This is a genomic window from Streptomyces sp. NPDC018026, assembly GCF_044327745.1.
Lineage (GTDB): Bacteria > Actinomycetota > Actinomycetes > Streptomycetales > Streptomycetaceae > Streptomyces > Streptomyces rubrogriseus.
Window position 1 is genome coordinate 125,892 of record NZ_JBIRFY010000002.1, and the last position, 17,211, is coordinate 143,102.

Sequence of the window (17,211 nt, forward strand, 5' to 3'; positions counted from 1 at the left end):
GGCTCCTTACTGTGGGGCTCACTGCGCGGCGGGCTGCGCGGCGGGGAAGGTGACGGGCAGGGATTCGAGGGCGCGGTGGAACGGGCCGGGCCGCCAGGTCAGTTCGGTCGCGGGGCGGGCGAGGTCCGTCTCGGGGAGCGCGTCCAGGAGGTGGGTGACCGCGGTCTCGGCGATGAGGTAGGCGTGCGAGCGGGCGGGGCAGGTGTGCGGACCGGTGCTCCAGGCCAGGTGGGCGCGGTTGCCGCCGTGCTGTCCCGGGGGCACGCCCTCCGTGAGGGCCGGGTCGTTGTTCGCGGCCGACATCGAGATCACCACCGGCTGGTCGGCCGGCAGCAGCACGCCCTCCACGTCGACGGGATACGGGGGATAGGAGATGCAGTAGTTCGCCATCGGCGGGTCGGTGTAGAGGACGGCGTCGAGCGCGTCGCGCACCGTGGAGAGCCCGGCGTGCAGGTCCGCGGAGAACTCCTCGTCGGTGAGGATCTTCAGGATCGTGTTGCTGATCAGGTTGGTCATGGGTTCGATCCCGGCGCCGTAGAGCGTGACGAGCTGATGGCTCATCTCCTCGTCGGTCAGCCCGACCGGGTGGAGGGTCAGCCGGGAGGTGATGTCGTCACCGGGGTGGGTCCGGCGCAGGGTCACGAGGTCGGACACGGCCTGCGCGAGGATCAGGTTGCCCTGCTCGGCGTTGGTGGTGTCGAAGATCTTCGCCATGCCGTCGGCGATGCGCTGCCCGATCTCGTCCGGGCAGCCGAGCAGTGCGCTGAGCACGCGGAAGGCGATGGGGAAGGAGTACTGGGTGAGCAGGTCCGCCGAGCCGGCGGCGCGGAACCCGTCGACGGCGTCGGAGGCGACCTGCTCGACGAGGGCGCGCAGCCCGTGCTGGTCCACCTGGTCGATGGCGTGGGTGTTCGCGGACCGGTAGCGGGCGTGCTCGGCGCCGCCCGAGCGCAGCGCGTTGGGCCGCCACTCCATCATCGGCCGCACCGGGCAGGTCGCCGGGATCAGCTTCTCCCAGGCGCGGGGGTCGGCCGGGAAGTGCAGCGGGTCGTTCAGGATGCGGCGGGCCTGGTAGTAGCCGATCACCAGGGTCGCGGGGACGCCGGGCGCCAGGTCGACGGGGACGAGCGGACCGTGGGTGCGGCGCATGCTCCGGTAGGCGGCGTGCGGGTCGGCGGCGAACTCCGGTGCGTACAGGGCGATCCGGCCCGGCCCGTTCGCCGGCGCGGTCTCGGTGGAGGGCAACGTCATCGGCGGGACTCCAGGAGGGCGGCTGAACGGTGCTCGGAGAGGTACTCCGTGAGCGTGATCAGGGCGTGCAGGGAGGAGGTGCGGTCGCGGGCGTCGCAGTACGTCAGCGGCGTGGCCGGTTCCAGGGCCAGCGCCTCGCGCAGCTCCGCCTCGGGGTAACCCGGGGACCCGGGAAAGGTGTTGATGGCGACGGCGTACGGGATGCCCGCGCCGTCCAGCAGACCGAGGGCGTCGTGGGAGGCGTCGAGGTCGCGGGTGTCGGCCAGGACGAGGCAGCCCAGGGCGCCCTCGGCCAGGTCCTCCCACAGCGGCTGGAAGCGGGACTGCCCCGGCAGCCCGAACAGGTACAGCGCGAGCCGTCCGCCGGCCAGGTGGATGCGGCCGAAGTCCATCGCGACGGTGGTCGTCGTCTTGTGCGGGGTGCCGCGCAGATCGTCCACTCCGGCGCTGGCCTGCGTGATCGGCTCCTCCATGCGCAGCGGCCGTACCTCCGAGACGCTGCCGATCAGCGTCGTCTTGCCGACGCCGAAGCCGCCCGCGACCACGATCTTGGCGGACCGGGTCACCGTGGCCGGGACGTAGGTGACGGACCGGTCGGTCCCGTCGGGCCGGTCGGTCCCGTCGGTCCGGTCGGGCCGGTGGGCCCGGTCAGACGAGGGAGCGAAGTCCACGGAGTACCTCCTGCAGCAGGTCGAAGTCGGGCTGGTCGTCGATCGCGGCGACCGGGCTGGAGAGGTGGCCGGAGTCCATCAGCGAGGAGACGAGGATGCGCACCGTGGAGGGCGGCAGCTCCAGCGCGGCGGCGATGTCGGCGACGGCCAGGCCGCCGTCCGCGCCGGCGAACAGCCGCATCACCCGGCGGGCGTCCGGGCCGAGGGTGTCCGTGGGGCCGGTCGCGGCGATGACCACGCTCTCCAGGCGCACATCCTCGCGCGCGCGGATCCGGCCCTGGGTGCGGACGTAGGGCCGGACCATGTCGGGATCGCGCCGCGGCCCGCTCATACCGGTTGGCCGCCGTCCGCGACCGGCACGCGCTCCTCCGTGGCCAGCTCGTGTCCCACCCGGGTGGCGAGCCGCACCATGTGGTGCGAGATCAGCCCGACGTCGGCGTCGGGGCCGGTCGTGCACACCGACAGCATGGTGTTCTTCGCGGCGGTCGTCGTCAGACCGATGCAGCCGACCGACTCGATCAGCAGCTGCCGCATCCCCGCGCCGCCGGTGAACTCGTCCCAGGCCTTGCCCGCCGCGCGCAGCGCCGCCGTCAGCGCGGCGAACTTCTCCCCGTCGTCCTGGCCGATCGTCTGCGTGCGGGCCTTCAGCAGTCCGTCGCTGCTCATCAGCACGGCGTACCGGACGCCTTCGACGCTGCCGAGTTCCTGGTCCAGCAGCCAGCCCAGGCTGTTGGTGTGTGTGTCTTGCACGATCAGTGTCCTTCGTCGTCAGCGGCGTCGTGGGGGGTGGTGGTGCGGGCGGCGGTGTGGGTGGCGCCGGCCTCCGTCGAGGAGGGCTGCTCGCCCTCCCGTCCGCGACGGCTGCCCGCCGCCCACGCGGCGGCGACGGTGGGACGGCCGGGCTCGGTGTCCTCGGGGGCCGCCGGGCGCCGGGCGGGGGCGGGCGCGGTGGAGCGCCTGCGGACGGTCAGACCGCTGGCGGTGGTGGTCGAGGGGGTGCCCGCGGCGGCGGCCGGCTCGGGCGCGATCCCGGCGGCGGGCGCGGTCATCGGCGGAGCGACGGGCTCGCCGGGCTCGCCGGGCGCGACGGGCGCGACGGCGGCGCCGGGAGCGGCAGCCGCAACGGGAGACGCCGCGGGCACGGCCGGGGCCGCCGGGGTCACCGGGGCGGCCTGGTCCGATGAGGCCATCGGAGCCGCCGGGGCCGCCTGAGCCGCCGGGGCCGCCGGTGGCGTCTGAGCCGCCTGGGCGGCAGGCCTCGGTACCGGCTGGGCCAGCGCGGGGTCGACGATCAGGTTCTTCGGCAGGACCACCATGGCCCGGGTCCCCTGGTAGATGTTGGGCGCGGTCAGCTCGACGCGGAAGCCGTAGTTCTCCGCCAGCAGGGAGGCGACGCGCAGCCCGGTCTGGGGGTGGGCGCCCAGGCGCGTGATGTCGTCGCGCTGTTCGCCGGACATCACGTCGCTGGCCCACAGCAGCCGCTCGTCGTCCATGCGCAGTCCCGCGTCGTCCACGATCAGGAAGCACGCGTGGTGCCCCTGTTCCAGCGAGACGTGGACACTGGCGGCGGGCGGCGAGTAGCGCAGCGCGTTGTCCAGCAGTACGGCGAGCGCGTGCACGACCGCCTCCACGGCGCGGCCCTCGACCACCACCGAACCCATCTCGGGGTGCTTGATCCGCTCGTACCCCTCGATCCGGCCCATGGCCGCCCGCACGATGTCGGTCAGCGTGGTGGCGGGCCAGCGCCGGGACAGCTTGTCCCCGGCGAGCACGGAGTACCCCGACGCGGTGAGCAGCATCTGCTGCGTGAGGTGGTCGATCTCCACGAGCGTCGCGTACGCCTCGTCCGAGATGTGCCGCCGTACGCCCTGGCTGACGGCACGGCCGAGCCGCGCGGAGCGGGCCACGACGTTGTTGGCGAAGCCGCGCACGGCGGCCCGGGCCACGCCGACGGACTCGCGGCGGGCCTGGGCGATCTGCCGCTCGGTGTCCTGCCGCACCCGCTCGGCGGCGTGCACCGCGGCCCGTTCGGCGGCCGCCCGCTCCTCGGCCCGTACGTCGCCCACCGCCGAGGCCACCGCGCCGGGCACGGCACGCAGCCGCTCGGCGAGCGGGGTCCCGTCCAACTGCGCCGGCACGAGCAGACCGCCCTCGGCGCCCGCGCCGCCGGGACCGCCCTTCGCCGCCGCCGGGATCACGGTGGCCGCGAGGTGGCCCACGCACTGCTCCGCCGCGACGAGTTGCAGGGTCAGCCGGTCGGCGTGCTCGCGCAGCTGCTCGCCACGGCGCCGGGCCTGCCCGGCCTGGCGCCGGAAGTACCACGCGGCCCCGGCTCCGGCCACCGCCAGCACGGCGGTGGCGGTCACTATCAGTTCAGTCATCAGGTCCTCACGGATCGGAAGCCGTCGGTGTGGGCGAGGTGGCCGAGGCGGGCCGGCGCGCAGGGCGGGGCGCCGGCCGGCCCGATGACGACCGGGCTCTCAACAGGCCGGAGCGGACCGGTGTCTGTCACGGTCGTCCCGTGCCGCGGAGTCGGCAGCGACGCGGTCGACGGCGAAGGCGCACGACATGGATCTCCCGGGAACACGCGAGGGCCGGTACGAGGGCCGGTACGAGCAGGGGGCACCGATGACGCGGACTCGAGACGGAGCGGGACCGCGCGTCCCGAGGCGCCTCGAACTCCCGTATCCGCGACCGGCGTTCGGCATATGGAAGGGGACCATACCGCTTGTGCTCACGTTGTGCTCATGCACGGTGCCGGACTCGTGATCACGGCCTGGAAGCGTCGGGGCTTTGGCGCGAAAAATGCGTCGATGAGGGCCGAACCGCTGTGGCTGAAAAGGGAGTTGGCCCGACGGGCGAGGTCCTGGTAGTGGCTCAGTCGGTGTCGGAGAGGCGCTTCAGCCACTCGCCGAGCAGCCGCTGCTCCGCCTCGCTCAGCACCGTCTGCTCGGGGAGCGTGGCGCGCAGCGCGCGGGCGGCACCCTCCGGACCGGCCTCCCGCACGGCCGGGCGCTCGTGGGTGACGGCGGCGACCATGGACTCGCGCAGGGTGGTGAACAGGGCCGGATCGCGCCGGTCCTCGGGCAGGGACAGCCAGGTGAGCACCGCGCCGCGCGCCGTGGCGTGGATGATCTGGGCCGCCAGCTCCTGGTCCACGCGGAGCCATCCGCCGGCGGCCAGCCGCCGCATGCGGGCCATCAGGATCTCCATACCGGCCTTGAAGGCGGCCGAACCCGTCCGCGCCGGTTCGGTGTACATCAGCGTGTACAGCGCGGGATTGGCCAGACCGAACTCCACCGCCAGATCCCAGCCGTCCCGGAGGTCCTCGATGGGGTCCGGTGGATCGGGGTCGACGTGCTTGGTGGCGAGAAAGCTCGCGAAGCCGTGCTCGGCGACCGCGTCGAGCAGCCCGTCCTTGTCGCCGAACAGCCGGTAGATGGCCGGTGGCTGCAGCCCCGCCGCCTCGGCGACCGCCCGCGTGGTGACGGCGTCGCGGCCGCCGCGGGTCAGCAGGCCGATGGCGGCCTCGATGACCCGCTGCCGGGTCCGGTCGGAGCGAGAGGGCATGCGGCCAACGATACCGCTTCGGTGTTGCCATCGTGATTATCGCTGTTACTGTTGAAATGATTCCACTGGAAACAGCCACTGGACACAGTCGCTGGAGACAGTCGCTGGAAACGGCTGCTGGAAACAGCGCAACAGCCTGAACACGGGAGCGCGTCATGATCATCGTTACCGGAGCCACCGGCCAGCTGGGCCGTCGGATCGTCGAGCACCTGCTCGCCCGCGTGCCGGCGGAACAGGTCGGCGTCAGCGTCCGCGACCCCGGCCATCCGCAGGCGCGGACCTTCGCCGACCAGGGGGTGCGGGTCCGCAGGGGCGACTTCACGGACGCCGAGAGCCTCGCCCACGCCTTCGAGGGTGCCGCCCAGGTCCTCGTCGTCTCCGTGGACAAACTGGGCGAGGAGTGCGTCAAGCAGCACCGCACCGCGATCGAGGCGGCTGTCACGGCGGGCGCCCGCCGCATCCTCTACACCAGCCAGATGGGCGCCGGTGCGGCGTCCCACTTCCAGGCCTGCCGCGACCACGCCGCCACCGAGGAGATCCTGCGCGGCTGCGGAGTCCCCTTCACCTCACTGCGCAACGGCTTCTACGCGGCCAGCGCGACACGCTTCCTCGGTCACGCCCTGGAGACCGGCGAGATCCTGCTCCCCGCGGACGGCCCGGTCGCCTGGACCACGCACGCCGACCTCGCCGAGGGGACCGCCGCCGTCCTGGCCGACGAGGGCCGCATCGACGGCCCCACGCCACCCCTCACCGCCTCGCGGGCGCTGACCTTCGACGACATCGCGGCCCTCGCCACCGAGGTGACGGGGCGGGAGTTCACGCGGAGCACCGCACCCGAGGCCGCCTTCCACGACCAGCTGGTGGCCCAGGGCGTCCCCGTGCACTACGCCGACCAGCTCCTCGGCATCTTCGCCGCCGCCCGCGCCGGCGAGTTCGCCACGACCGACCCGACGCTGGCCGCGCTGCTGGGCCGGGAGCCCGTCGGGATGCGGGAGGTGCTGGAGGAGGCACTGCGGGAGGCACCGGGCGAGCAGCCGGCCGACGGCTGAGCGGGCCGCCCCGGCTGTCCGGGCCGGCCGCGCGGGGCGGGAGCGGGGGCCTGTGTCACCTGCTTCCCCCTGCTCCCGGCCCGCCGCGTCATCAACTGGAGGCGAGCTGGTCCGTGATCTCCTTGATCACGTCGGCCTTCTCGGCCGGGTTCGTGAGCCGCGCCTCCCACTCGGGCCGTTCCAGGTTGTGGTCCGTGGGACCGGCCTTGATCAGGATCAGCAACTGCAGGGCGGAGGCGCGCAGGGTGGGATCGGTGCCCTCGCGCGAGACCATGTTGTAGATCTTGTGCGCCGCCAGCTGGCGCTTGTACCGCGTGATCTTCTTCCAGAACTTCATGGCGTGCAGCAGCGAATCGCCGGTGTCCTTGGCCGCGGGTATCGGCTCGCCCTCCGGCGTGTAGAGCTCGGGGTGGTGGGCCTCCTGGAATCGTCCGTAGGCCGCACTGCCTCCCTTGTAGGTGGCGGTGGTGAGGACGAGGCCCGCCCCCACCGCGGCGGTGATCCAGCCCGCGGGGTTGGACGCCAGGCCCACGGTGGCGGCGATGGCCACGGTCGCGAAGCCGCCCGCTCCCTTGAGGCCCTCGCCCATGACGCCGCCCCCCATTTCCTTGACCGCCTTGCTGACCTGCCTGCTCTTCGCGAGATTCGTGGCGAAGGTCAGGTCCTCCAGGTCCCGCGCGTTGCTGAGGAAGTCGGCCTTGGCCCGGGCCTCGATCAGCGCCGTCGCCTCGTACGCGGCCCCGGCGGTCCTGAGGTCCGCCGCCCACTCCTCCTCCGTACGGCCTTCGCGGTCGTTCCTCGCCCGCTCTACGGCCTCGCGGGCGAAACTGGCGTTGAGCTCGGCGGTGTTGGCCTCGGCCTCCAGCCGGAGCAGCCGTTGGGACTGGGCGGCGTTGTGCTTCTGGAGCTGCCTCAGACCGTGGATCTTCCCGATCGCGCCCTTGGACTTGAAAGCGGCCCGGACGGCCTTGGCCACACCGGCGACGCCGCTGAGCACACCGCTCGCCTCGGCGGAGGCCACGGTGCTTCCCACACCCTGCAGCTTGACCCCTTCCTTGGCCATGGTGCCGGCGTTGGCGCCCGTACTGAAGACACTCATGCCCGCGTCGGTCGCCTTGGTTTTGCCCTTTTTGTGAGCGTTGTGGTACCCGGCTCCGCTCCCCTTGCTCAGGGCCGTCCTCAGGTTCCTGAACGCGTCCGCGACGCTGGCCGCGCCGGAGAAGAGCTCGGTGAGGCCGCTCAGGGATGCGCCGGAGACGCCCGCGGCGGAGGCGTCGTGGGTCTGGGCGGCAGCCTGCGCGGCGGCGGTGGTGTCGGTCTTCGGGGCGGAGGCCGCCGCTGCGGTGGCGTCCTGGCCGAGGCCCGCGGCGGTGGGGGCCTGAACACCCTTGCCCAGGGCGTCCGTGGGGTCGAGGAGCCTCTTGCCGTGGTCCGCGTTCTCGGCGACTGCCTTCAGGCGTTCGGCCCTGGCCTCCGAGCGGGCGTCGGCGGCGGCGCGTTCGTCGTCGCCGGTCGTGTCGGTGCGTTCCCGGGAACCGGTGTCGACCTCCACGTGCCGGATGCCGGGTTCGGAGCCGCGCCGGGTGAGGTCGGCGAGGCCGGGGTCGGGGCGGGTGCCGGCGTCGGAGGCGCGCCGGGTGCGGCCCGAGGGGGTGAAGCGGGCCTCGAGTTCGGCGATGCGCCTGTCTCTGGCCGCGCGTTCCTCGGGCGTGAGCGTGACCTCCTCCACGGCGACGCGTGCTTCTTCTTCCTCCTCCTCGACGGCGGTGTGTGCCGCCGCTTCTTCGACGACGTTGTGTGCTTCCACCACGACGGGCGGTCGCGCTTCTTCCGCGCGGCGTGCTTCTCCTGCGAGGAGGCGGCGTCGAAACGCTTCGGCGGCCGCTTCCGCTCCGCGGCGGCGCCGGTCTTCTTCCGCTGCCGCTGCCTTGGCTGCTGCGATGCGCTCCCGGGCCTCGGCCTCCGCCGCTTCCGCCTCCGCCTCCGTACGACGTCGCTCCTCCCTTTCCGCTTCGGCTGCGGCTGCGGCTGCCGCTGCTTCTTCGAGGAGGCGTGCTGCTCTGGCGGCTGCTTCTTCGGCCTCTCGTCTGGCGTTGGTGGCCTGTTCCCGGAGGGCGGGGTCGATGTCCATGCCCTGGGTGCCGGACTGGGAGCCGCGTCGGGTGAGGCCTGCGGGGGCGGGCCGGGTGTCGGCGTCGGAGGCGCGTCGGGTGCGGCCGGAGGGGGTGAAGCCGGCGGCGAGGGCTTCTCGTCTGGCGTTGGTGGCCTGTTCCTGGAGGGCGGGGTCGGCCTCCATGCCGTGGGTGCCGGATTCGGAGCCGCGTCGGGTGAGGCCTGCGGGGGCGGGCCGGGTGTCGGCGTCGGAGGCGCGTCGGGTGCGGCCGGAGGGGGTGAAGCCGGCGGCGAGGGCTTCTCGTCTGGCGTTGGTGGCCTGTTCCCGGAGGGCGGGGTCGGCCTCCATGCCGTGGGTGCCGGATTCGGAGCCGCGTCGGGTGAGGCCTGCGGGGGCGGGCCGGGTGTCGGCGTCGGAGGCGCGTCGGGTGCGGCCGGAGGGGGTGAAGCCGGCGGCGAGGGCTTCTCGTCTGGCGTTGGTGGCCTGTTCCCGGAGGGCGGGGTCGGCCTCCATGCCGTGGGTGCCGGATTCGGAGCCGCGTCGGGTGAGGCCTGCGGGGGCGGGCCGGGTGTCGGCGTCGGAGGCGCGTCGGGTGCGGCCCGAGGGGGTGAAGCCGGCGGCGAGGGTTTCTCGTCTGGCGTTGGTGGCCTGTTCCCGGAGGGCGGGGTCGGCCTCCATGCCCTGGGTGCCGGACTCGGACCCGCGCCGGGTGGGACCGACGGGGGCGCGCCGGGCGCCGGGCGCGGACCCGGGACGGGCGGCGCCGGTCCCCGGGGTCCGCTCCAGGGTCCTGCCCCTGGCGCGTTGCACCGTGGCGGCCGCCGCCTGGTTGCCGGCGCTGGCCTGGAGCCCGAGTAAGGCCTGCTCCGCCGAGGTCCCGGACCCGGAGGAACTCCCGGCCCGCCCTTCCTCCCGACGCTGCCGGGCCGCTGCCAGGGCGGCTGCGGAAGGCCGTTCGGAGGTGCGGTGGACAGGGGCGCTCATGGACATACCTCTCCTGCTGCCGGACCGGGCCACGCGAAGGTAGCCAGGGGCGGCGAACGGCAGGGGAGCGGCAGGCGAACACCGCAGGGACGCGTGCGGAACGTGCCAAGATCGCGCAGCGCCCCTCCGCGCACCCGCGCACTGGCGTACCCGCGCGCCCGCGCCTCGGGAGCCGGCCGATGACACGTCCCGAGGTGACCTGACCGGGCCGGCGGCCGCGCTCAGGTCCTGCTGTCGTACGCCCGCCGGCAGTCCTGGATCTCCGCGCCGTGCTCGACGGTCCAGCTGTAGAGGTGCCCGAAGGGCTCGCGCAGGGACTCACCGAGCGCCGTGAGCGAGTACTCGACGCCGACCGGCGAGGTCGGCAGTACCTTTCGCTCGATCATTCCGTTCCGCTCCAGGCGGCGCAGGGTCTGGGTGAGGACGCGCTGCGTCACGCCCTCCAGGCGGCGTTTCAGCTCGTTGAACCGCATGGGCCGCTCCAGGAGCGCCATGACCATCATCGACCACTTGTCCGCGATCTGGTCGAGGATCGGCCGGCTGGGGCAGTCCGCCCGGAAGACGACGGGTGCGCCCGCGGCAACGCCGTAGGGGTCGGTATCACTCATGATCCCTGGTTCTCCCAAAGTGCGTTCTTGACCGTCCCGAACACGTCCGCGACGGTAGGTATGCATCGCAAACCTACATGTCTCTCGGTTACCAGTGGAGATTCCCATGAACACCCATGACTATGCGACCCTGCGCGTGGACGTCGAAGGCGGCATCGCCCGGATCGTGCTCGACAACCCGCCGGTCAACGTCCTCGACGCGACGATGATGCGCGAACTGCGCACGGTGCTGGACGCCTTCAGGGACGACCCGTCGATTCGGGTCGTCGTCTTCTCCAGCGCCGACCCGGAGTTCTTCCTCGCTCACGTGGACATGCGCATCGGGGAGCGGATGGACGTACTGGAGGAACTCGCCGCGTCCAGTCCGGTGGACGACGTCAACGTCTTCCAGGCGGTGGGCGAGCTCCTGCGCCGCCAGCCCCAGGTGACCATCGTGAAGCTCGCCGGGAAGGCCCGGGGAGGCGGGGCGGAGTTCGTGGCCGCGGCGGACATGGCGTTCGCCGCCGCCGAGACCGCCGGCATCGGCCAGATCGAGGCGCTGATGGGCATCGTCCCCGGCGGCGGGGGAACGCAGTACCTGCGTGAGCGCGTGGGCCGCAACCGTGCGCTGGAGGCGGTGCTCACCGGGGACCTCTTCGACGCCGAGACCGCGGCGGCCTACGGCTGGATCAACCGGGCACTGCCGGCCGACCGGCTCGACGCGTACGTCGACCGCGTCGCCCGCGACATCGCCGCCCTGCCCGAAGGCGTCGTCGCGGCGGCCAAGCACGCGCTGCCCGCCGAAGACCTCACGGACGGACTCTCCCGCGAGAACGAGGCCTGGGCCGCGCAGATCGCCCTGCCCTCCGTCCAGCAACTGATGGGACGCGGCCTGCGCGACGGCGCGCAGACCCCCGCCGGTGAACGCGACCTCGAGGCCCTGATGCGCGGAGCACAGCGCCAGTGAGGCGCCCGCTGTCCGCTGTCCGCTGCCCGCTGCCCGCGGCCCGTCGGCGTCGCCCGTCGCCGTCGCCGTCGCCCGCAGAGCGGCCCGAGGCAGGCTCAACGCACGGCGGCGCCCGGGACGGCCGACGGCTGCCACTCCCGCCTGATCAGCCCGTACACCCAGGAGTCGGACACCTCGCCGTCGACGACGCAGTCCTCCCGCAACGTCCCCTCGCGCACGAACCCGACCTTCTCCAGCACCCGGGCGGACGCCGCGTTGCGCGTGTCGGCGTCGGCCTGGACCCGGTTCAGGTCCAGCGTGTCGAAGGCCCACCGCAGCAGGGCGTGCGCGGCCTCCGTCGCGTAGCCGTGGCCCCACATCGCCTCGTCGAGGCAGTAGCCCAGTGACGCGCTGCGGTAGACCGGGTTCCACTCGACCAGGCAGCACCAGCCGACGAAGGCCCCGTCGGAGGCGCGGTCGACGGCCACCCGCACGCCGGTGCCTTCGTCCGCCATCTTCCGGCACATCTCGACGAACCGCCCGGCGCGGGCCCGCTCGGTCCACGGCGGTGAGTCCCAGTAGCGCATCACGTGCTTGCTGCTGTGCATGGCGTAGAGGAAGCCCGCGTCGCCCTCGGTGAAGGGCCGCAGCCGCAGGCGTTCGGTGTCCAGGGTGGGGGTGGCCAGAGTCATGCCCGTCATCCTGCGCCCTCGTGGGGCGGGCGCGACAGCGAATTTCCGGCGAGGGCCCGGTCACCGGGGACACCTGGGGACACCTGGGGAAAACCCCCATGCCCCTTGGAGGTTGACCGGATGGCCGACCCTGCGGGCGGATACCTACGGTCACGGCATGAAGCGAACGAGCAGCATGCTGATGATCTCGGCGATGGCGGTCGCGCTGACGGCGAGCGGTACGACGGCCATGGCCGCGAAGTCGACGGGCACTCCCCAACCCGCCGCCGTCGCGCCGGTCGCGCCGGGCACGTCGGACTCACCGCGGGGCACGCTCGTCTCCGCCGAGCGCCTGCGCACCCTCACCGCCCGCGAGGCCGCGGCCGAACTGGCGGGAGACAAGGCCGGTGCTTGGGACACCGGCGCCGTACGCTACGGCCTGACCACCTACCGGATCGTGTACCGCACCGTCGACCCGCACGGCCGCCCCATCAGGGCCAGCGGCCTGCTGGCCCTGCCGCACAACGGTGAACGGCGCCTGCGAACCGTCTCCTTCACCCACGGCACCGAGCTGTCCAAGACCGACGTCGCCTCCGTGTCGACCAGCGTCTGGGACCAGGCCCCCGCCCTGACCCACGCCTCCGCCGGATTCGCCACGGTGCTCCCCGACTACCTCGGACTGGGCTCGGGCCCCGGCCCGCACCCCTGGATGGACGTTCTCTCGGAGACGACGGCCGCCCTCGACATGCTGCGCGCCTCCCGCGCCGTCGCGAGGGCGCAGGGCCGCGAGCTGCGGCGCGACGTCCTGGTCACCGGCTTCTCGCAGGGCGCCTCGGCGGCACTGGGCCTGGCCAGGTCGCTTCAGGAGGGCGCCGACGGATGGTTCCGGCTGCGAGCCGTGGCGCCCATCAGCGGCGCGTACGCCTTCCGCGACGCGGAACTGCCCGCCCTCCTGTCCGGCCGGACCGAGCCGAAGGCAAGCGTGATCTACGCGGCCCTGACCCTGGTCGCCTTCAACCGCCTGCACCACCTGTACGACACCCCGGCCCAGGTCTTCCGCGCGCCGTACGACCGGACGATCGAAGGCCTGCTGGACGGCACCCACACCGGCCGGGAGGTCGAGGCGGGCACCCCGGACACCGTCGACGCACTCCTCACCCCCCGGGGCCGGGCGATGCTGGCCCACCCGACCGGACGCCTGGCGGCAGCCCTGCGCACCGCGGACAGCGTGTGCACCGACTGGACACCGCGCGCCCCGATCCGGCTCTACTACGCCGACGCCGACGAACAGGCCGTCACCGCGAACACCGCCCACTGCCAGGCCGCCCTGCGCGCCCGCGGCGTCCACGTCCCGGCGGTCAACCTCGGCACCCCCGACTACGGCGGCTCCCGCCACCTGGGCTCCCAGCAGGCGGGAACGGCGGCCGTGGTGCGGTGGTTCCTGGCGCTGCGACAGGGGGCCGTGTTCCCGTCCCGGCCAGAAAGCGCCGGGAGAATTCCGTTGTCGCACCATCTCCCAGGTCGCATGCTTCGCGGCATGACCTCTGAAGACCACGCCCCCTACGCCACCGTCACCACCCGTGTCACCGTGCGCGATCTGCTGCACCAGGACTTGCCGGCGTGCACCTGGTCCGGCTCGCCCACCCATCTGCGCCACGTGGAGCGCGAGCTGACCCGCGCTGCGGCAGGCGAGGTGGACTACCTGGCCGTCTGCACTCCCGTGGACCTGCCGGTGGCGATCGGCGGCATCGACTACCAGGTCTCTGAGGAAGCCGGAACCATATGGCAGCTCGCCGTACTACCGGCGCTGCAGTCCTGCGGCCTGGGAACGCTGCTCCTCCGCACTGCCGAACAACGAATCCGGGACCGCGGCCTGCGTAGGGCCGAACTCGCCGTGGAGGAGGACAACCCCCGCGCCCGCGCCCTGTACGAGCGCCTGGGCTACGTCGCCTACGGCCGCGAACCGGACGCCTGGGACGAGGAGGGCCCCGACGGCACGGTCCGCCGCCACGAGACGATAGGCATTCTCATGCGCAAGAACCTCTGAGCGCCGTCCAGCGGCACTTGCGACGGCCCGCCGGACTCGACGCAAGCAACCTCCATGTTGCGGGCTGAACGCGACCCGCCAGGGTCACCTCACAGACCGCTTCGGCCGGGCGGTCGACCAACTCGGCAGGGAGAGGCCCCCGAGCGGTGTGATCGGGACGTCGGACATCTCGATACACGGCTCGGGGGCCTCGCTCACGTCCACGTCGCTTCGCGGACCGTCACCTGTTCGGTGACCGGCTTGAAGCAGCGGACTTCCGCGTGCTCTGTCGTACGGGAGAGCGGCGCGTGCCTACTCGCAGAACTGCTCCACGGTCGCCTGACCGAACTTGGCGAACGCCGCACGCGTTCCCGAGCCGGCGATCCCGTCGATCTTGCCGGTGTATCCCCAGCCGCCGTGCTTGAGGAAGTACTGGAGTCCCTTGATCGTCGCCGGACCGACGATGCCGTCGACCTTGAGATTCTGGTCCCAGCTCCTGTTGAGGAAGCCCTGCATGGCCTTCCAGCTTGCCGGGCCGAGGTATCCGTCCACGTCGATGTCGACGTAGACCGAGGTGTTGAGGAAGCACTGGACGCCGTAGGCCTGGATCTTGGTGAGGCCGAGGTTGTTGTACGCGGCCACCGCGGCGGACGAGGCCGCGACCGCGGACCTCGGGGCGGGTGAGGTGTCCGCCACGGCCGTGCCCGCGGAGGCGAGGCCGCCGGCGGCGATACCGACCGCCGCGGTGACACTGACAAGTGTCTTCGTGAGAGCTCGCATGCTGTGCCCCTCGATATGACGTGCGCTTGGAGAAGCCGACCACAGCGGCCGACTCCGCACCGAGACTGCGGGTTCGCCGGGACGCTCGGCCACCGGTGACGCGGAAGTGACCCCGTCCCGGGACGTCCCGCACGATGACCTGCGCGGATGCCGACCGCCGGGTCCCTGCGGCGGGACCGCGACGACAGGGGGCACGGCTGGTTTCGCCCCCGGGGCCGGGTCGGTGGCAGGACGGTGCCTCTGACGGCTGGTGCAGAATGAGGCCGGGACACAGGGGCCGGGGCCGCGGTCCGAACGCGAGTGGGGGAAGCGTGTCGCGCTGGAAGGAACTGCCCGCAGAACTGCATCCGCAGGTTCACCAGCTGATCGTGCGCCTGCGCAGGCTGAAGGACCACAGCGAACTGAGCACGCGGCGACTGGCCGTGAAGACCGGATACAGCGCGAAGTCGTGGCAGCGCTATCTGAACGGCAGGTCCCTGCCGCCCCTGGAAGCCGTCGAGGCGATGGCCCGCATCGGCGGTGACGATCCGGCCCGGCTGCTGGTGATGCACGAGATCGCCGCCCAACGCTGGGCGGAGGGACGGACGGCCGGCGCGGGCGCCCCCGAGGACTCCTCCGCGACACCCGAACACACTCCCGCCCAGCGGCAGCCGTACGGGCGCCTCCTGCGTGCCGCGGTCGCGGCGGGAGCCGTGGTCACGGTGCTGTCCGTCTCCGTGGCCCTCCTGCTGGCCGTTCGGCTCACCGAGGCCCGCGCCCAACTCGCGCACGACCGCCGTGACGCCGACGTGACGACCCCGGCCACCTGGACGGCGACCCTGGTGCCGGTCATCTACACCTGCCGGCTGGAGCAGCGTGACGCTCGCTGGTACGCGGGCCTGAGTCGCACCACGGACCTCCTCCTGTCCAACTCCCAGGTGGGGCTCGAAGTGGCCGAGGCCCAGTGCCTGCTGCGCCGGGCGGGTACCGCGCCGGGCGACATCGACGGCGTATTCGGCCCGAAGACCCGGCGAGCAGTCGAGAGGTTTCAGAAGCGGAACGGACTGATCGTGAACGGAGTCATCGATCCGCCCACCTGGCAGGCCCTGCGGGAGGCGGCGCCCAAGTGACCACGGAACACACGCGGTTGGTAGTGGCGCTGCGGGATCTGCGGACCCGCGCGGGCCTGAGCCTGGTGGCGCTGGCGGAGCGTACGCCGTACAGCAAGTCCTCCTGGGAGCGTTACCTCAACGGCAAGAGCCTGCCTCCCCGCCAGGCCGTACGGGAGCTGTGCAGGCTCGCGGACGAACCGGACGGGCGACTGCTCGTGCTGTGGGAGATCGCCGAGTCGGACTGGAGTGGGCGCGCGGCGGCCCCCGCATCCGCCCCTCCCACGAACGAGCCGCCCCGGCCGCACCCCCAGGAGCCGCCACCGCCCGACGGGACCCGGCGGCGACTCGGACGAAGCAGGCTCCTGGTGGTGCTGGCGACGGCGTACACCGTGGTCGTCGGCGGTGTCGCGGCCGTGCTGTTCCTCCTGTTGCCGGACTCGGAGGAGCGGGAGGCCGAGCCGCAGCCGGCCTCCGTGCCGTTCTCCTTCGCTCCCCTGTGCCACGGAGCCGCCTGCGAGGGCCGGGACCCGATGCGCCTCATCTGCGGCGTCGGCCCCGACACACTCGCCTCGCACCGCACGGCCACCGGCGCCCACGTCGAACTGCGCCACAGCGAGAAGTGCGGTGCGAGCTGGGCCCGGACCTGGGGGACCGAGATCGGCGACCGGGTGGACGTCACGGCGGGGGGCCCGACCCACGGCGTGCGCATCAGGAACAAGGACGACGCGGCAACCTTCGTCTACACCGAGATGACCGAGGTCCACCCCGGTAGCACCGTACGGGCCTGCTTCCGGCCCGCGTCGGCCGACGGCGAACCGGAGTGCTTCGAGGCCCGCGTGGGCGAGGCCCCCACCCCGGCCGGCTCGTCCTCGCCTCCGTAGCCGCCGGGCGGCGACCCACCAACTACTAAGGTGGTCCCTCATGGAGCGCCCCACCGATGTCCTGCCGTTGCTGGAGTTGCTGTGTGTCGCCGACGAAGTGCGGGCCCCCGGCGCACTCGACTCGTCGGACCCTCATGAGAAGGCTTCCGACGCGGTCGTGCACACATACCTGATCGACGGCGGCCGACTGCTGCTCACCCACTGGCGCGGCCGGCTGCACGAGGTGATCTACCAGACCCCGGCGGAGTCCGAAGAAGACGCGTCGCGGCGCAATGAACGGCTGTTCGCACACTACGGACAAGGCGACGGCTGGACCGAGATCGTCGACAACGGTTTCGGCAAGACCTATCGCCGTACCGACCAGCGGCGGTACGCCTTGTGGAGCTACGCGATGGACATCACGACCTTCGGCACCATGGAGTTCCACCAGGTCATGTGGTAGCCACCCCACTCCAATTCGGCAAACAGGAGGCGGCACGGGCACCCGGTCGGTCACCGAGCCCGGATTCACCGGCTGATGTTTCCGAGGTTCGGTTTCTGGCTGGGGGTGATGGTGGTGTGGGGCGCGGGTTCGAGGGCGTGCAGTGCCCG

At 72.6% G+C, this 17,211-nt stretch carries 16 protein-coding genes; 6 read left to right on the top strand and 10 right to left on the bottom strand.

Annotated features, from left to right (window positions below):
- Positions 1-18 precede the first annotated feature (18 nt).
- From ACH4D3_RS06170 to ACH4D3_RS06195, 6 genes are all read right to left on the bottom strand, one after another.
- Positions 19-1,251 carry a cytochrome P450 gene (locus ACH4D3_RS06170; RefSeq protein ID WP_398316917.1) on the bottom strand — a complete coding sequence of 411 codons (1,233 nt, stop codon included), beginning with the start codon at positions 1,249-1,251 and terminating at the stop codon, positions 19-21.
- The gene (locus tag ACH4D3_RS06175) at positions 1,248-1,796 is read right to left on the bottom strand and encodes an ATP/GTP-binding protein (protein ID WP_109033076.1); all 549 of its coding nucleotides are present in this window, start codon (positions 1,794-1,796) and stop codon (positions 1,248-1,250) included. The genes ACH4D3_RS06170 and ACH4D3_RS06175 overlap by 4 nt, the downstream gene beginning before the upstream one ends.
- Before the next feature lie 103 nt (positions 1,797-1,899).
- Positions 1,900-2,253 (bottom strand): DUF742 domain-containing protein, encoded by a 354-nt coding sequence (locus ACH4D3_RS06180; protein WP_087809117.1) that lies wholly within the window; start codon positions 2,251-2,253, stop codon positions 1,900-1,902.
- The gene (locus ACH4D3_RS06185) at positions 2,250-2,672 is read right to left on the bottom strand and encodes a roadblock/LC7 domain-containing protein (protein WP_398316920.1); all 423 of its coding nucleotides are present in this window, start codon (positions 2,670-2,672) and stop codon (positions 2,250-2,252) included. Before ACH4D3_RS06185 ends, ACH4D3_RS06180 begins: the two co-directional genes overlap by 4 nt.
- 2 nt (positions 2,673-2,674) lie before the next feature.
- Positions 2,675-4,303, bottom strand: coding sequence for an ATP-binding protein (locus tag ACH4D3_RS06190; RefSeq protein ID WP_398316923.1), 1,629 nt, complete (start codon positions 4,301-4,303; stop codon positions 2,675-2,677).
- A gap of 496 nt (positions 4,304-4,799) precedes the next feature.
- Positions 4,800-5,492: a TetR/AcrR family transcriptional regulator gene (locus ACH4D3_RS06195; RefSeq protein WP_398316926.1), complete on the bottom strand. Its 693-nt coding sequence runs from the start codon at positions 5,490-5,492 to the stop codon at positions 4,800-4,802.
- Positions 5,493-5,647: 155 nt separating this feature from the next.
- Here ACH4D3_RS06195 and ACH4D3_RS06200 point away from each other — a divergent pair, with 155 nt between their 5' ends.
- Complete coding sequence (locus tag ACH4D3_RS06200) at positions 5,648-6,541, top strand: SDR family oxidoreductase (protein WP_398316929.1); 894 nt, start codon at positions 5,648-5,650, stop codon at positions 6,539-6,541.
- 91 nt (positions 6,542-6,632) lie between these two features.
- Here the strand turns inward: ACH4D3_RS06200 and ACH4D3_RS06205 are convergent, their stop codons facing one another.
- On the bottom strand, positions 6,633-9,638 hold the full coding sequence (locus ACH4D3_RS06205; protein ID WP_398316932.1) for a hypothetical protein: 3,006 nt from the start codon (positions 9,636-9,638) through the stop codon (positions 6,633-6,635).
- A gap of 221 nt (positions 9,639-9,859) precedes the next feature.
- Positions 9,860-10,246, bottom strand: coding sequence for a winged helix-turn-helix transcriptional regulator (locus ACH4D3_RS06210; RefSeq protein WP_398316934.1), 387 nt, complete (start codon positions 10,244-10,246; stop codon positions 9,860-9,862).
- Positions 10,247-10,352: 106 nt separating this feature from the next.
- Between ACH4D3_RS06210 and ACH4D3_RS06215 the strand changes: the two genes are divergently transcribed.
- Complete coding sequence (locus tag ACH4D3_RS06215; RefSeq protein ID WP_398316937.1) at positions 10,353-11,192, top strand: enoyl-CoA hydratase/isomerase family protein; 840 nt, start codon at positions 10,353-10,355, stop codon at positions 11,190-11,192.
- 95 nt (positions 11,193-11,287) lie between these two features.
- Here ACH4D3_RS06215 and ACH4D3_RS06220 read toward each other — a convergent pair whose 3' ends face one another.
- Positions 11,288-11,863: a GNAT family N-acetyltransferase gene (locus tag ACH4D3_RS06220; RefSeq protein ID WP_398316940.1), complete on the bottom strand. Its 576-nt coding sequence runs from the start codon at positions 11,861-11,863 to the stop codon at positions 11,288-11,290.
- 1,516 nt (positions 11,864-13,379) lie between these two features.
- Between ACH4D3_RS06220 and ACH4D3_RS06225 the strand changes: the two genes are divergently transcribed.
- Positions 13,380-13,889 (top strand): GNAT family N-acetyltransferase, encoded by a 510-nt coding sequence (locus ACH4D3_RS06225; protein ID WP_398318881.1) that lies wholly within the window; start codon positions 13,380-13,382, stop codon positions 13,887-13,889.
- A gap of 291 nt (positions 13,890-14,180) precedes the next feature.
- Here the strand turns inward: ACH4D3_RS06225 and ACH4D3_RS06230 are convergent, their stop codons facing one another.
- Positions 14,181-14,648: a peptidoglycan-binding domain-containing protein gene (locus ACH4D3_RS06230; protein ID WP_398316943.1), complete on the bottom strand. Its 468-nt coding sequence runs from the start codon at positions 14,646-14,648 to the stop codon at positions 14,181-14,183.
- 311 nt (positions 14,649-14,959) lie between these two features.
- Here ACH4D3_RS06230 and ACH4D3_RS06235 point away from each other — a divergent pair, with 311 nt between their 5' ends.
- The 3 genes from ACH4D3_RS06235 to ACH4D3_RS06245 are packed head-to-tail and all read left to right on the top strand — an operon-like array spanning position 14,960 to position 17,062.
- On the top strand, positions 14,960-15,757 hold the full coding sequence (locus tag ACH4D3_RS06235) for a peptidoglycan-binding protein (protein WP_398316946.1): 798 nt from the start codon (positions 14,960-14,962) through the stop codon (positions 15,755-15,757).
- Positions 15,754-16,620 (top strand): DUF2690 domain-containing protein, encoded by an 867-nt coding sequence (locus ACH4D3_RS06240; protein WP_398316949.1) that lies wholly within the window; start codon positions 15,754-15,756, stop codon positions 16,618-16,620. Before ACH4D3_RS06235 ends, ACH4D3_RS06240 begins: the two co-directional genes overlap by 4 nt.
- Positions 16,621-16,660: 40 nt before the next feature.
- Entirely contained in the window at positions 16,661-17,062 is a 402-nt protein-coding gene (locus ACH4D3_RS06245; protein ID WP_398316952.1) for a hypothetical protein, read from the top strand.
- Positions 17,063-17,211: the final 149 nt, after the last annotated feature.

Excerpts from the sequence above, each read along its gene's own strand:
- ACH4D3_RS06170 (WP_398316917.1), bottom strand. The coding sequence starts at position 1,251 with ATGACGTTGCCCTCCACCGAGACCGCGCCGGCGAACGGGCCGGGCCGG.
- ACH4D3_RS06180 (WP_087809117.1), bottom strand. The coding sequence starts at position 2,253 with ATGAGCGGGCCGCGGCGCGATCCCGACATGGTCCGGCCCTACGTCCGC.
- ACH4D3_RS06190 (WP_398316923.1), bottom strand. The coding sequence starts at position 4,303 with ATGACTGAACTGATAGTGACCGCCACCGCCGTGCTGGCGGTGGCCGGA.
- ACH4D3_RS06195 (WP_398316926.1), bottom strand. The coding sequence starts at position 5,492 with ATGCCCTCTCGCTCCGACCGGACCCGGCAGCGGGTCATCGAGGCCGCC.
- ACH4D3_RS06200 (WP_398316929.1), top strand. The coding sequence starts at position 5,648 with ATGATCATCGTTACCGGAGCCACCGGCCAGCTGGGCCGTCGGATCGTC.
- ACH4D3_RS06205 (WP_398316932.1), bottom strand. The coding sequence starts at position 9,638 with ATGAGCGCCCCTGTCCACCGCACCTCCGAACGGCCTTCCGCAGCCGCC.
- ACH4D3_RS06210 (WP_398316934.1), bottom strand. The coding sequence starts at position 10,246 with ATGAGTGATACCGACCCCTACGGCGTTGCCGCGGGCGCACCCGTCGTC.
- ACH4D3_RS06215 (WP_398316937.1), top strand. The coding sequence starts at position 10,353 with ATGAACACCCATGACTATGCGACCCTGCGCGTGGACGTCGAAGGCGGC.
- ACH4D3_RS06220 (WP_398316940.1), bottom strand. The coding sequence starts at position 11,863 with ATGACTCTGGCCACCCCCACCCTGGACACCGAACGCCTGCGGCTGCGG.
- ACH4D3_RS06225 (WP_398318881.1), top strand. The coding sequence starts at position 13,380 with ATGACCTCTGAAGACCACGCCCCCTACGCCACCGTCACCACCCGTGTC.
- ACH4D3_RS06230 (WP_398316943.1), bottom strand. The coding sequence starts at position 14,648 with ATGCGAGCTCTCACGAAGACACTTGTCAGTGTCACCGCGGCGGTCGGT.
- ACH4D3_RS06245 (WP_398316952.1), top strand. The coding sequence starts at position 16,661 with ATGGAGCGCCCCACCGATGTCCTGCCGTTGCTGGAGTTGCTGTGTGTC.